Source organism: Novosphingobium sp. IK01, assembly GCF_033242265.1.
Lineage (GTDB): Bacteria > Pseudomonadota > Alphaproteobacteria > Sphingomonadales > Sphingomonadaceae > Novosphingobium > Novosphingobium pituita.
In genome coordinates this window covers 2,275,652-2,288,523 of record NZ_BTFW01000001.1, presented here as the reverse complement: position 1 = coordinate 2,288,523, position 12,872 = coordinate 2,275,652, and the positions used below count along the sequence as shown (strand labels likewise).

At 67.0% G+C, this 12,872-nt stretch carries 14 protein-coding genes; 5 read left to right on the top strand and 9 right to left on the bottom strand.

The genetic code is table 11. The features are described 5' to 3' along the window. Window positions 1–59: 59 nt before the first annotated feature. From SBI20_RS10560 to ppa, 3 genes are all read left to right on the top strand, one after another. A complete protein-coding gene (locus tag SBI20_RS10560) occupies window positions 60–2,087 on the top strand; it encodes a M61 family metallopeptidase (protein WP_317974995.1) in 2,028 nt (675 codons plus the stop codon). Continuing rightward, window positions 2,087–2,758 (top strand): DUF1345 domain-containing protein, encoded by a 672-nt coding sequence (locus SBI20_RS10555; RefSeq protein ID WP_317974994.1) that lies wholly within the window; start codon window positions 2,087–2,089, stop codon window positions 2,756–2,758. The genes SBI20_RS10560 and SBI20_RS10555 overlap by 1 nt, the downstream gene beginning before the upstream one ends. A 131-nt stretch (window positions 2,759–2,889) precedes the next feature. Continuing rightward, window positions 2,890–3,444, top strand: coding sequence for an inorganic diphosphatase (gene ppa, locus SBI20_RS10550; protein WP_317974993.1), 555 nt, complete (start codon window positions 2,890–2,892; stop codon window positions 3,442–3,444). A 188-nt stretch (window positions 3,445–3,632) separates the two neighbouring features. On the opposite strand, the gene SBI20_RS10545 is transcribed toward ppa, so the two are convergent. After that, entirely contained in the window at window positions 3,633–4,088 is a 456-nt protein-coding gene (locus SBI20_RS10545) for a nucleoside deaminase (RefSeq protein ID WP_317974992.1), read from the bottom strand. Between the two features lie 133 nt (window positions 4,089–4,221). On the opposite strand from SBI20_RS10545, the gene rpmB reads away from it, so the two are divergent. Continuing rightward, entirely contained in the window at window positions 4,222–4,512 is a 291-nt protein-coding gene (gene rpmB, locus SBI20_RS10540; RefSeq protein WP_317974991.1) for a 50S ribosomal protein L28, read from the top strand. An 86-nt stretch (window positions 4,513–4,598) separates the two neighbouring features. Here rpmB and SBI20_RS10535 read toward each other — a convergent pair whose 3' ends face one another. The 8 genes from SBI20_RS10535 to rpmH form a co-directional block, all read right to left on the bottom strand. Further along, window positions 4,599–5,621 carry an esterase-like activity of phytase family protein gene (locus SBI20_RS10535; protein ID WP_317974990.1) on the bottom strand — a complete coding sequence of 341 codons (1,023 nt, stop codon included), beginning with the start codon at window positions 5,619–5,621 and terminating at the stop codon, window positions 4,599–4,601. Between the two features lie 330 nt (window positions 5,622–5,951). Continuing rightward, window positions 5,952–7,106: a succinyl-diaminopimelate desuccinylase gene (dapE, locus tag SBI20_RS10530; RefSeq protein WP_317974989.1), complete on the bottom strand. Its 1,155-nt coding sequence runs from the start codon at window positions 7,104–7,106 to the stop codon at window positions 5,952–5,954. Continuing rightward, complete coding sequence (locus SBI20_RS10525; protein ID WP_317974988.1) at window positions 7,103–7,771, bottom strand: glutathione S-transferase family protein; 669 nt, start codon at window positions 7,769–7,771, stop codon at window positions 7,103–7,105. The genes dapE and SBI20_RS10525 overlap by 4 nt, the downstream gene beginning before the upstream one ends. 122 nt (window positions 7,772–7,893) lie before the next feature. Continuing rightward, entirely contained in the window at window positions 7,894–8,520 is a 627-nt protein-coding gene (gene yihA, locus SBI20_RS10520; RefSeq protein ID WP_317976106.1) for a ribosome biogenesis GTP-binding protein YihA/YsxC, read from the bottom strand. A gap of 35 nt (window positions 8,521–8,555) precedes the next feature. Next, the gene (yidC, locus tag SBI20_RS10515; RefSeq protein ID WP_317974987.1) at window positions 8,556–10,343 is read right to left on the bottom strand and encodes a membrane protein insertase YidC; all 1,788 of its coding nucleotides are present in this window, start codon (window positions 10,341–10,343) and stop codon (window positions 8,556–8,558) included. Window positions 10,344–10,399: 56 nt separating this feature from the next. After that, on the bottom strand, window positions 10,400–10,612 hold the full coding sequence (gene yidD / locus SBI20_RS10510) for a membrane protein insertion efficiency factor YidD (protein WP_317976105.1): 213 nt from the start codon (window positions 10,610–10,612) through the stop codon (window positions 10,400–10,402). 6 nt (window positions 10,613–10,618) lie between these two features. Beyond that, the gene (gene rnpA, locus SBI20_RS10505; RefSeq protein WP_317976104.1) at window positions 10,619–11,011 is read right to left on the bottom strand and encodes a ribonuclease P protein component; all 393 of its coding nucleotides are present in this window, start codon (window positions 11,009–11,011) and stop codon (window positions 10,619–10,621) included. Window positions 11,012–11,098: 87 nt separating this feature from the next. Next, window positions 11,099–11,233 (bottom strand): 50S ribosomal protein L34, encoded by a 135-nt coding sequence (gene rpmH / locus SBI20_RS10500; RefSeq protein WP_018075531.1) that lies wholly within the window; start codon window positions 11,231–11,233, stop codon window positions 11,099–11,101. Between the two features lie 324 nt (window positions 11,234–11,557). Between rpmH and SBI20_RS10495 the strand changes: the two genes are divergently transcribed. After that, complete coding sequence (locus SBI20_RS10495) at window positions 11,558–12,817, top strand: CHASE3 domain-containing protein (protein WP_317974986.1); 1,260 nt, start codon at window positions 11,558–11,560, stop codon at window positions 12,815–12,817. Window positions 12,818–12,872 lie beyond the last annotated feature (55 nt).

The following is a 12,872-nucleotide window of genomic DNA, read 5'->3' as shown; positions in this document are numbered from 1 at the left end:
CGTGCGCGCGGCTCATCTGGCCGTTGCAGATGAGACTGCTTCGGGCCATGAAAGGGGCCATGCTGAACCTTCCTCGCGGCACCAAGCTGCTCTCCGCCCTTTCCGCGTCCACCCTCGCGTTGATCTCGGCTCTTCCTGCATCGGCTCAAGTCCAGCCTGCCACCAACAGTCGCCCGATGGCCGTTGCCATCGTGCCTTCGGTGCCCGATGCGCAGGACGTGCCTTATGCGCCGGGCACCATCGGCCTCCAGATCGACGCGACCGACCTGGCCAGGGCGGCCTTCCGCGTGACCGAGACGGTGCCGGTCGATCCGCAGGCGCACGAGCTGATCCTCCAGCTGCCCAGCTGGCTTCCGGGCGAACATGGCCCGCGCGGGCCGATTGCGGCGCTGGCCGACATCACCTTTGCCGCCAACGGCAAGACGCTGACGTGGACGCGCGACCCGCTCGAACCCAATGCCTTCCACATCGCGCTTCCCGCCGGGACCAGCGAAGTGGTCGCCCGCTTCATCCACACCTCGCCCTTGCGCGAGAACGAGGGCCGCATCGCCGTCACCCGCGAGATGCTCAACCTCCAGTGGGAGAAGATGAGCCTCTATCCCGCCGGGCACTATGTCCGCCAGATCAAGATCCGCCCGACGGTGACGTTCCCCAAGGGCTGGACGGTGTTCACCGCGCTCGACGGCAAGGCCGAGAGCGACGCCGCCACCGGCAAGACCGTGACCTGGGGCGAGACCGACTACGAAACCCTCGTCGATTCCCCGATCTTTGCCGGGCTCTATGCCGCCCGCCACGATCTGGGCCATGCCGTGTCGATGGACGTGCTGGCCGACAAGCCGGAATATCTGGCGATCAAGCCTGAAAACCTTCAGGCCTATCGCAATCTGGCCGACGAGGCCGTGCTGGCCTTCGGTGCGCGCCACTTCGATCACTACGACTTCCTGCTCGGCCTGACCGACCGCATGGGCGGGATCGGCCTCGAACACCACCGTTCGAGCGAAAACCAGCAGGAACCCAAAAGCTGGACCGACTGGGCCGGTTATGACTGGGACCGCAACGTGATCGCGCATGAATTCAGCCACAGCTGGGATGGCAAGTATCGCCGTTCGGCCAAGCTGTGGACGCCCGACTATCGCCAGCCGATGCAGGACAACCTGCTGTGGGTCTATGAAGGGCAGACCCAGTTCTGGGGCCTCGTGCTGGCCGCCCGCTCGGGCGTGCAGTCGAAGGACACCGTGCTGGGCGAACTGGCCAACTATGCGGGCACTTTCACGCAGGAAGCAGGCCGCGACTGGCGTTCGGTCGAGGACACCACGATGGACCCGATCTTCGCCGCGCGCCGTCCCAAGCCTTTCGCCTCGCTCACGCGCGGGGAGGAATATTACACCGAGGGCGCGCTGGTCTGGCTCGAAGCCGACCAGATCATCCGCGATGGCACCGGCGGCAAGAAGGGCCTCGACGATTTCGCCAAGGCCTTCTTCGGCGTGCGCGATGGCGACTGGGGCGTACTGACCTACGAGTTCGACGACGTGGCCAGGACCCTGAACGGGGTCTACCCCTACGACTGGGCCGGCTTCCTCAAGACCCGCCTCCAGACCCCCGGCCAGCCGGTGCCGCTCGGCGGGATCGAGCGCGCGGGCTACAAGCTGGTCTTCAAGGACGAGCCCAACCCCTACGACAAGGCGCGCATGGCCTATACCAAGAGCCTGAGCCTGTTCAATTCGCTGGGGGTGACGCTCGACAAGGAGGGCAAGGTGACCGCCACGCGCTGGGGCAGCCCGGCGTTCAAGGCGGGGCTGGTCTCGGGCATGCAGGTCATGGCCGTGGGTGGGCAGGCCTATGATGCCGACACGCTCAAGGCCGCGATCACCGCCGCCAAGACCGGCAATGCCGCCGCGGGCCATCCGATCGAACTGCTCGCCAAGCGGGGCGACAGCTATGTGACCCTGTCGATCAGCTATGCCGACGGGCTGCGCTGGCCCTGGCTCGAACGCGCCGCGCCGGGCACCGCGCCGACCGGCCTCGACAAGCTGCTCGCACCGCGCAGTGCGGGCGGCAAAGCGGGGAAGGGCAAGGCTGGCCACTGATGACCGGATCGGGAAAGCGGGGCATGCGATCCCTGGGCTCGCGCCTGGCGCCGCCCCGCTTTCTCGTCTTTCTCGCGCTGTTCGTGGCGGGCAGTCTTGGCTGGTGGTTGACCCATCGCGGCGCCTGGGCCGATGCCCTGGTGCTCGGCTTTGATGGCGGGGCGCTGGTGTTTCTGGGCTCGCTGGGCCTGCTCATGCGCGTGGCCGATGCCCCGCGCATGCGGCGCAATGCGCTGGAAAACGATGCCAACCGGGTGGCCGTGCTGTGTGTCACCTCGATCCTGACCGTCGTGATCATGGTGGCACTTTCGAGCGAACTGCCCCGCGCGGCCCATGGCGACTCGCTGGCCAAAGTGCGCCTGATCGGCACCTTGATGCTGACATGGCTGTTCGCGAACGCGGTCTATGGGCTGCATTATGCGCATCTTTATTACAGCCGCGACGCTGTAACACAAAAAGACCGTGGGGGGATTCAATTTCCCGCCACGGATGCGCCGGACTACTTTGACTTTGCGTACTTTTCTTTTACTTTGGGGATGACATTCCAGACTTCAGACGTCGCTATAACCAGCCAGCGTATCCGAAGAATCGTTACATTGCATTCGTTTGCGGCGTTTGTCTTCAATCTGGGGGTGATCGCCTTCACCATCAACGCGCTAGGGGCTTCCTGATCAAAGATCGTACAAAGTCCCCGATGTTCGCCACAAGTATTGTTGCGGCGCAAATGCCACGGCGCTAGAGCCGGAAGCCGAAGGCAACAACGTGGCCCTGAAAGGCCCACCAGCAAGGCAAGACATCACAGATGCGCATCGACCTCATCCCGACCGGGAAAAATCCGCCCGAAAGCCTCAACGTCGTGATCGAAGTGCCCGTTGGCGGTGAGCCGGTGAAGTATGAATTCGACAAGGAATCGGGCGCGCTGTTCGTCGACCGCATCCTGCACACGCCGATGCGTTATCCGGCCAACTATGGCTTCGTGCCGCACACCCTCTCGCCCGATGGCGACCCGCTCGACGCGCTGGTGATCGCCCGCTCGCCGTTCGTGCCCGGCTGCGTCGTGCGCGCCCGTCCGATCGCCGTGCTCAACCTCGAGGACGAATCCGGCGGCGACGAGAAGCTGGTCTGCGTGCCCGACGACAAGACCTTCCCCTACTACCACGACGTGAGCGAAAAGGGCGACCTGCCCGAAATCGTGCTCCAGCAGATCGAGCACTTCTTCACCCACTACAAGGATCTGGAGAAGGAAAAGTGGGTGCGCGTGGGCACCTGGGGCGGCGCCGAAGACGCCCGCAAGATCACCATCGAGGCGATCGAGCGCTACAACGAGGCCAAGGCCGCCAAGGAAGCTGCCGAGTAAGCCTCGCGCTTTGCTTGCAGCGTGAAAAGGGGCCCGGTCTTCGTGACCGGGCCCCTTTTTCGTGGGGTGGCGCCGGAAGGCCCCTCCACCACGCGTTCCGCGCGGTCCCCCTCCCCGCAAGCGGGGAGGATCTGGTCCTCCCCGCTTGCGGGGAGGGGGACCAGCCGCAGGCTGGTGGAGGGGAAATCTCAGCGCCGCGCCCGAAAGAATCCGCGCAGCAGCGCCGCCGCCTCTGCCTCGCCCAGCCCGCCATAGACTTCGGGCCGGTGCAGGCAGGTTGGCTGGTCGAACAGCCGCGCGCCATGCTCCACCGCGCCGCCCTTGGGGTCTGGCGCGGCATAATAGACGCGGGCGATGCGGGCGTGGGTGATCGCGCCCGCGCACATCGGGCAGGGTTCGAGGGTGACCCACAAGTCGCATTCTTCGAGTCGCTCCTGCCCCAGCCGGGCGGCGGCGGCGCGAATCGCCAGGATTTCGGCGTGGGCGGTCGGATCGGTCAGGGCGCGGGGGCGGTTGTGGGCTGCGGCGATCACCGCGCCGCGGTGGACGACGACCGCGCCGATCGGCACTTCGCCCTGTCGCGCGGCCTCCTGCGCCTGTTCGAGCGCCAGTTTCATCGGTTCGGGCAGGGGCCAGCGGGTCATTGCCCCTCTCGCCTAGCACACAATCGCACGCTCACAAGCAATCCCCCAACACGAATCCTTGACTTCGCGGTCAGGATGGCTAAAGGCCCGAGCTTCTCGAAAGATCATCAGAACACGAAGCGAGTTTTTAGCCATGTCGCGCATTTGCGAACTGACCGGTAAGGGCCGCCAGATCGGTCACAACGTGAGCCACGCCAACAACAAGACCAAGCGCGTGTTCCTCCCCAACCTCCAGAACGTCACGCTGCTGTCGGAAAAGCTCGACCGCAGCTTCAAGTTCCGCGTGTCGACGCATGGTCTGCGTTCGGTGGAACACAACGGTGGCCTCGACAACTGGCTGCTCAAGCAGGACAATGCGAAGCTCAGCCCGCGCGCCCTCAAGGTGAAGCGCGAGCTGGCCAAGGCTGTCGCCGCCGCCGCCTGATCGGGCTGCGCTGCTGACGCCTGAAGGGGCCGGAGTTCATTCTCCGGCCCTTTTCGCGTGTCTGCTTTCCGCGTCGAAGCCGCCTTTCAGCGTTCGAATCGCAGCTTGAGCAGCAGCGTGCGTTGCAGCCAGGCCATCTGGTTGTTGTCGGAAATCAGCCAGACCGCCGTGCCCCCGTCGGGTTCGGCCGTGGCGACCATGCCCTCGTAATTGTCGCGCAGGCGCGAATCGGTGAGCCAGGCAATGGGCCGGGCCACCACGCTGGCGCCGCTGCGAATCGCCCTCGGATCGTCCACCATCGTCACCACCGTGCGGAATCCGTCGAGCGTGAACTTGCGCCCCAGGATCAGCAGGCGCCCGTCGGGCATCTGTGCCAGTTCGACCGGGCGATAGCCTTCGGGCATGACCAGTTCGAAGCGGGCGGGGGCCTCGTTGTCGCGGGGCAGGCCGGGCCAGATGAAGCCGGGGTGGCGACGACGCGAGAACCACCCGGAATAGACCTCGCCGATGGCCACGGTGCGCCCGTCGGCCAGATGGCGGAGCGACTCGGGCCCCTTGTTCTCGGGCCATTCCTTGAGCACGGGCGCGGCAATGGGCCGGTCGTGGCGCATGTCGGCGCTGAACAGGTGGAAGCGCGGGGCGCCCTCATAGCCGATCAGCATGGCGCCGCTGCCCGGCTCGACCGAAATCGATTCGCTGTCGGTGTCGATCATGCTGATCAGGGCCGGGGTGGCCGGGTGAATCGATTCGTGAAGCCATGTATGCCAAGGGGCCGCCGCCGAGCCCGGCTGGTCGGGGCGCGAGAACACCATCACCGCGTTGCGGTCGCTTACCGCCACCAGATCGCGGCCCATGCGTCCGGGGCCTTTGGTGGTGCCCCATTGCGCCAGCCCTGAAAAATTCCCGATTTCCTCGGCCGGGCTGGTCAATTGCCAGGCCCCGACCAGATCGAGCGCCCCCAGACGGGTATCGAAGCCGTCGCGGATCAGGCCGGGCAGGAGATCGTGATAGGTGACGCGCCGGTCGTGCGAGGGCGGCGGAAACGGCTGGCGGCAATAGAAAACCGGCACCACGGCCAAGACGAGCAAAGCAAGGGCAAGGCGGCGCATGGGCCTATGCCTTGCCATGGATGGGCCGGGGCGGAAACCCCGTGTGCGGCGGTTTTGGCCCTAAAGCGGTGCTGCTGTCGTGTCCGGTGGGAAAACCGGTGCCCGGCTGACGGAGAAGGCAGGGGGATCGTGCTGGGGGAGGGGGGGATCCAGCCGACACCAAAAAAGAACCTTCTCGAACAGCCGGGCACCCGGCGTAAGAGGTCTCGCGGAGAGGAGGGGGCGTGACCATGGGGTTTTCCCGTCCGCGAGACCACTCCTCTATGGCGTCCCCTGCCTGAACGGCGCCTGAGCGGGCCTGTCAGGGACGAGACAGGCTTGCGCCCGCGTTCAGGCCAGTTCGGGCGCGGAGAGCGCGGAGAGCGCGATGCGGCGGTAGATGCGGGCGAGGGTGTGGAGGTCGTCGATGGCGACGGCCTCGTCCTTCTTGTGCATCGTGGCGTTGCACAGGCCGAATTCGACGACCGGGCACAATGCGCGCAGGAAGCGCGCGTCCGAAGTGCCGCCGGTGGTCGACAGTTCGGGGCTGACCCCGGTTTCGGCCTCGACGGCCTGCGCGATCAGGGTGGAGAAGGCGCCGGGCAGGGTGATGAAGCTTTCGCCCGAGATCACCGCGCGGGCCGTGCCGCCGTGGCGCGCGGCAATGGCGCTGACCGTGTCGGTCAGGCTCTGGCCGGTGTGGAGGTCGTTGAAGCGGATCGACAGGCGCGCGCGGGCCTGCGCGGGGATCACGTTGGTCGCCGGGTTGCCGACCTCGATATCGGTGATTTCGAGGTTCGAGGCCTGGAACCAGTCGCTCCCTTCATCGAGCACGAGCGCATCGAGTTCGCCGAGCATGGCCACGAGGCGGGGAATCGGGTTGTCGGCCAGATGCGGGTAGGCGACATGGCCCTGCGCGCCATCGACGGTGAGCCAGATGTTGACCGAGCCGCGACGGCCGATCTTCATCATGTCACCCAGACGGTGGACCGAGGTGGGCTCGCCGACCAGGCACAGATCGGGAAGGGCACCCATCGCGCGCATCCGCTCGATCAGGGCCACGGTGCCAAAGCGCGCGGGGCCTTCCTCGTCGCCGGTGATGACGAGGCTGATCGTGCCGGCGTCCTGCGGAATCTCGGCAAGGGCTGCCACGAAGGCGGCAATGGCCCCCTTCATGTCGACCGCGCCGCGCCCGTAGAGCAGCTCGCCACGGCGTTCGGCGCTGAACGGCGCGCTCGTCCAGCCTTGCCCCGGCGGCACCACATCGAGGTGGCCGGCAAAGGCGAAGTGGCGGCTGCCTGCCGGGCCCTGTCGGATCGCCAGCAGGTTCTCGACCGGGCCATCGGGGGCCTCGCCCTCGATGAAGCGGTGGACGGCAAAGCCCAGCGGCTCGACCATGGCGGCCAGCGTGTCGAAGACCGAGCCGGTGGCCGGGGTCACGCTCGGGCAGTCGATCAGACGTTCGGTCAGGATGACGGGATCGCTGCGCATCGGGATGGCGGTCATTCGGGTCGTGCTTCCTCGAACTGTTCGATGGTCCATTCCTCGTCCTCGGCCGCGGCGATCCAGGCCTGCATCCACGGGTGTTCCCACAGGGCCTGCATATAGGCGACGGCAAAGCCGGGCGCGCCCACCCCATACGTGATGAAGCGCGAGACGACGGGGGCGTAGATGATGTCGGCGGCGCTGAACGTGCCGAACAGGAACGGGCCGCCCTGGCCGAAGCGGGCGCGCGCCTCGGCCCAGAGCTGGAGAATGCGCACGATGTCGGCGCGGACGGGCTCGCTGATCGTGGCGGTGGTCACGCGGCGGCGGATGTTCATCGGCATCTGCTCGCGCAGGGCGAAATAGCCCGAATGCATTTCGGCGACCATCGAACGGGCCATCGCGCGGGCGGCATCGTCCTTGGGCCAGAACCGGTCGCGGCCCACTTTGTCGGCCAGATATTCGATGATCGCGAGGCTGTCCCAGACGACGGCCTCGCCGTCCCACAGGATCGGCACTTTGCCCGACGAAGGGGCGAGCTGGGCATCGCTGCGCTTGGCCAGATCCCAGTCGTCGCCATAGAGGGGGACGCAGATTTCCTCGAACGCGAGGCCCGACTGCCGGGCGGCCAGCCATCCGCGCAGCGACCAGCTGGAATAGTTCTTGTTGCCGATGACCAGCTTCATGGGGGCCTCTCGAAGGCGCCTGTGGGGCGCGAGCCCTTTCGCCTAGAGGCTGGGCGGCTGGCTGTCGAGAGTTGGGGGCGCATTGGCGGCATCAGCGCCGCCAATGGTCCTTCAGATCTGTTTCAGACCGCCGCGTCGTCGAGGACGGCGCCGCGCAGGGCGGCGATGCCCATGCCCTTTTCCGAGGAGGTCACGCTCACTTCGGGGTGGGCGGCGATGTGCTTGCGGGCGGTCGCCTGGGTGGCGGCGATCACGTCTGCCAGCTCGCTCGCCTTGATCTTGTCGGCCTTGGTCAGCACGACGCGATAGCCCACGGCGGCCTCGTCGAGCATCTGCATCATCTCGGCATCGACCGTCTTGATGCCGTGGCGGCTGTCGACCAGCAGCAGCGTGCGCTTGAGCACGACGCGTCCGCGCAGATAGTCGCGCACGAGGCGGCGCCACTGTTCGACGACCTTGGGCGGGGCCTTGGCAAAGCCATAGCCGGGCATGTCGACCAGACGGAACAGGGTGGGATCACCCACTTCGAAATAGTTGAGTTCCTGCGTGCGGCCCGGCGTGACCGAGGTGCGCGCGAGCGACTTGCGCCCGGTCAGCGCGTTGAGCAGCGAGGACTTACCCACGTTGGAACGCCCGCAAAAGGCGATCTCGGGAAAGTCCGGCTCGGGCAGGAACTTGAGCGCGGGGGCCGATTTGAGGAACTCCACCCGGCCCGAGAAAAGCGCGCGGGCGCGCTCTTCAAGGGCCATCAGGCGCAGGCCTTCGGCGTCGGGTCCGGTAATGCTCACTTCTTCTTCGGCTTTGCGGTGATGGTGGTGCGCGCGGCGGGGGTCGGCTGGTCCTTCGTCGCCTGCGCCTTGAGCTGCGGGTGGCGGCTGTAGAGATAGCGCTGCTGCGCGATCGTCAGCAGGTTCGAGGTGATCCAGTAGATCAGCAGGCCCGAGGCGAACGGCGCCATGACGAACATCATCATCCACGGCATCAGGCCCATGACCTGCTGCTGTGCCGGGTCCATCGCGCTGGGTTGCAGCTTGAACTGGGCCCACATCGTCACGCCCAGGATGATCGCCAGCACACCGATGCCCAGGAAGCTGGGGGGCGTGAAGGGCAGCAGGCCGAACAGGTTGAGCACGTGGAGCGGATCGGGCGCGGACAAGTCCCTGATCCACAGCACGAAGGGCTGGTGACGCATCTCGATGGTGAGCACCAGCACCTTGTAGAGCGCGAAGAACACCGGGATCTGGAGGAAGATCGGCAGGCACCCGGCCAGCGGGTTCACGCGCTCTTCCTTGTAGAGCTTCATGATCTCCTGCTGCTGGAGCGCCTTGTCGTCCTTGTGGCGCTCCTGGATGGCCTTCATCTTGGGCTGGAGCGCGCGCATGGCCGCCATCGAGGCGAACTGGCGCTGGGCGACCGGGAACATGATGCCGCGCACCAGCAGGGTCAGCAGGATGATTGCCAGGCCGAAGTTCTTGACCGCCTTGAACAGCGAATCGAGCAGCCAGAAGATCGGCTTTTCGAACCAGCGGAACCAGCCCCAGTCGATCGAGAGCGACAGGTGCGTCACGCCCTGCTGTTCGTAGGCTTCAAGGACGTTGTTTTCCTTGGCACCGGCGAACAGGCGCACGGTCTGGCTCTGCGTCTGGCCGGGGGCCACGGCGGTGGCGGGCCAGATCAGGTCGGCGGCAAAGAGGTTGTTGCCCAGCGAGCGGAAATCGGACGTGGGCTTGGAGCCATCAGCCGGGATCAGCGCGGAGAGCCAGTAGATATCGGTAAAGCCCAGCCAGTTGGCCTGGCCAGCCGGGCTGATCGTGCCGGTCTTGGCGACATCGGTGTAGTTGTTCGAGAAGTTCACCGAACCGTCGAAGGCGCCGATGGGGCCCGAGTGGACCTGCCAGGTGTCCTGGCTCATCGTCTTGTCGGTGCGGTTGATGCGCGCGAACGGGGCGACCGAGACAGCGCCGGGCGCGGCGTTGCTCACGCTCTGCGTCACGGTCAGCATGTAGTTGTCGTCGATCGCGTAGCGCAGGGCGAACGTCTGGCCCGAAGGGTTGGTCCACTTGAGGGTGACCGGGGTGGCGGGCGTCAGCTTCGTGCCATCGGCGGTGAACAGGGTCTGCCCGTTGGGGGCAACGACGCCGTTCTGGCCGAGCCAGCCCACTTGCGCAAAGTGCTGCGCCGGGGTGCCTGCGGGCGAGAACAGGCGCACGGGCGCGCTGTTCTTGGCGATGGTTTCGCGGTGACGGGCCAGCGTCAGGTCGTCGACCACGCCGCCGACCAGATTGATCGAGCCCTTGAGGCCCGGCGCGTCGATCGCCACGCGGTTGCCCGCGCCCAGCGCCTGCGCCAGATCGCGCTGTTCGAGCGCAATGTCATCGGGCGCGACAAGGCCGCCCTCGCGGGTCGGCTTGGCGGGCGGGCCGCTGCTGGCCGGGACGGCCGCCGGTGCGCTCGCGGCAGCGACCGGCGCGTTCTTGGGGTGCGGATAGAAATAGGCGATGCCGTAATCCCAGCCGATCAGCAGCAAGCCCATCAGGGCCACCGCCAGGATCAGGTTGCGCTGTTTCTCCACTGTGCCTCGCGTATCGTTTTCAGGAATGTCTGGGAAAGGGCTGGCCGGAAACCGGCCTATGGCACCGGATCGTAGCCGCTGCCGCCCCAAGGATGGCAGCGCAATAGCCGCAAGGCCGCCAACCAGCTACCCTTAATCGCACCGTGCTTTTCGAGAGCCTCGATTGCGTATTGCGAACACGAGGGGGCAAAGCGGCAGGATGGCGGCATCATCCGCGAAGGACCGAGCTGCCAGAACCGGGCGACGAGGATGAGCAGGCGCTTCATAATGCGCGGTTATCGCCCGCCCTTGGGGTGCGGCGCGCGCTTGGGCGGGCGTTTCCCGTTCGGCTTGCGGGGCGGATCGCCCTTGCCCGCGGCGGCGCGGGCGAGAGCCTGGGCCAGTTCGCCACGGAGCAGCGAAAAGTCGCGCTCGACGCCGTTTTCACGGCCGATCAGCACATGGTCGGCCCCGGCGATGCCCTGTGTGGGCAGCATTTCGCGCAGCAGCGCGCGAAAGCGCCGCTTCATGCGGTTGCGCACCACGGCATTGCCGATTTTCTTGGTGACCGTCACCCCGAATCGCTGCGAGCCATCGGCGCGCGCCAAGGGGTTCACCAAAAGCACGAATCCGGGCCTTGCGACCCGGATTCCGCGGTTGGCGGCGAGAAAATCCGCACGCCTGGCGATCGTGATCAGCCGGGCGCTGCGCCGAGCGGGCTGGGGGGCCGCAAGGGCCCCGGCCTCATCCGACATGACGTCCGGCCAGATAAACGATCAGGCCGAGAGGTTCTTGCGGCCGCGGGCGCGGCGGGCGCGCAGCACCTTGCGACCACCGACGGTGGCGGTGCGGGCGCGGAAGCCGTGACGGCGGGCACGCACGAGGCGGCTGGGCTGGAAAGTGCGCTTCATGGTTCAGCTCTTCTTCTTGTCTGGCGAATCGGAACGATGGCGCGCCGCCGCAAGCGACGCCGAGCCCAAATCAGGGCGTGGCCGATAGGCGAGACGGGCGGGTTCGTCAAGCTTTTGCGCGCAAGTCTGCGTGGAGGGGCCTGCGTGGAGGGGCCTGCGCGGGCGGGGCCTGCGGGTGGCGCATTCGTCAAGGCGCGTGTTCTTGCCGATGGGGCCGCAATTGTCTAGTCACGCACCATGGTTGCCCACGACACAGTTCCGGCAGGGCGCACAACGGAGCGCAAAGTAGGGCGCATATGGCGCGCGGCGCCCGGTTGGCTCACAATGGCGCTCTTTGCGGTTCTGGCGCTTGCGCTGCTGGGCACGTTTGCGCTGATCTTCACCACTGTCGATGCCGAGCGCGTCCAGCGCGAGCAGGCCACGCGCACCAGCGCGGTGCTGGCCGCGCTCGACGGGATCGTGGCCGCCACGCTCAATGGTGAGACCGGCCAGCGCGGCTATTACATCACCTATGACCCCCGCTATCTGGCCCCGTATCGCGATGGCCATGCCGCCTACAAGGCCGAGATGCACGCCCTGCGGCAGCGGTTGGCGGGCGCAAGCGATGCCCGGCAGGCCGCGCAGGTCGACGAGATCGAGCGGCTGGGCGATGCCAAGTGGGCCGAGATGGCCGGGACGGTCGAACTCGTGCGGCGGGGCGAACTGGTCGAGGCGCGCGTGCGCACGCTGTCCGACGAAGGGCAGCTGGCGATGGAAGCGCTGCGACAGGCGGTCGGGCGTTTCGAGCGGACCGAGCGGGCGCGGCTCGATGCGGCCAGCCAGAGTGCGGCGAGCGCGGAAGCGCGGGTCATGCCCTCGCTCGGGCTGCTGTTCGTGATCATCGTGATCGCGCTGATCCTCGGGCTCTGGCAGGTGATCCGCGCGGCCCATGCCGAAGCGGCGGCGGCCAATGCGGCGCTGATCGCGCAGGCGCGCGACCGCGCCGACCTGCTCGCGCGCGAACTCAACCACCGGGTCAAGAACCTGTTCGCGGTGATTCTGGCGATCGTGAAGATGTCGGCACGGGGTGATGCCGCGGCGGCCCCGGCGGTCGAGCGGATTTCGCGGCGCATCCACGCGCTGGTGACCGCGCACGACGTGACGCAGGGAGGGCCGGGCGGCGACGGGGACGAGGAAGTCGACATTGCCGATCTCGTCGACAAGACCCTCGCGCCCTATCGTTCGCAGAGCGAGCGGTGCGAGCTGGAAGGCGGCTCGCTGGTGGTTCCGGGGCGCCATGCCGTGCCGCTGGGGCTGGTGCTCCATGAACTGGTGACCAATGCGGTCAAGTATGGCGCCTGGGCGGGGCCGGACGGGCTGCTCACCGTGCGCTGGAGCGTGGTGGAGGACGGGGGGCGCTGCGTCCGTCTTGTCTGGCAGGAACGCGCGGCCCAGCCGCTGGACCTGCCCGAAGGCGGCCAGCCCGCGCGCGAGGGCTTTGGCTCGGCCCTGATCCGCAGTTCGGAGCGCCAGTTGGGCGGCACGATCACCCGCCGTTTCGCGCCCGAGGGGCTGCTGGTCGAGATCGCCTTTCCGCAGGACTGAAATCTTGCGCAGGCGGCCCGGTGCCCATGAAAGTGCCCAAGAAAAAGACCCCGAA

What these genes read in the sequence shown, in the direction of transcription:
- SBI20_RS10560 (WP_317974995.1), top strand. Translation starts at nt 60, where the DNA reads ATGCTGAACCTTCCTCGCGGCACCAAGCTGCTCTCCGCCCTTTCCGCG.
- SBI20_RS10555 (WP_317974994.1), top strand. Translation starts at nt 2,087, where the DNA reads ATGACCGGATCGGGAAAGCGGGGCATGCGATCCCTGGGCTCGCGCCTG.
- ppa (WP_317974993.1), top strand. Translation starts at nt 2,890, where the DNA reads ATGCGCATCGACCTCATCCCGACCGGGAAAAATCCGCCCGAAAGCCTC.
- SBI20_RS10545 (WP_317974992.1), bottom strand. Translation starts at nt 4,088, where the DNA reads ATGACCCGCTGGCCCCTGCCCGAACCGATGAAACTGGCGCTCGAACAG.
- rpmB (WP_317974991.1), top strand. Translation starts at nt 4,222, where the DNA reads ATGTCGCGCATTTGCGAACTGACCGGTAAGGGCCGCCAGATCGGTCAC.
- SBI20_RS10535 (WP_317974990.1), bottom strand. Translation starts at nt 5,621, where the DNA reads ATGCGCCGCCTTGCCCTTGCTTTGCTCGTCTTGGCCGTGGTGCCGGTT.
- dapE (WP_317974989.1), bottom strand. Translation starts at nt 7,106, where the DNA reads ATGACCGCCATCCCGATGCGCAGCGATCCCGTCATCCTGACCGAACGT.
- SBI20_RS10525 (WP_317974988.1), bottom strand. Translation starts at nt 7,771, where the DNA reads ATGAAGCTGGTCATCGGCAACAAGAACTATTCCAGCTGGTCGCTGCGC.
- yihA (WP_317976106.1), bottom strand. Translation starts at nt 8,520, where the DNA reads ATGGCCCTTGAAGAGCGCGCCCGCGCGCTTTTCTCGGGCCGGGTGGAG.
- rpmH (WP_018075531.1), bottom strand. Translation starts at nt 11,233, where the DNA reads ATGAAGCGCACTTTCCAGCCCAGCCGCCTCGTGCGTGCCCGCCGTCAC.
- SBI20_RS10495 (WP_317974986.1), top strand. Translation starts at nt 11,558, where the DNA reads ATGGCGCTCTTTGCGGTTCTGGCGCTTGCGCTGCTGGGCACGTTTGCG.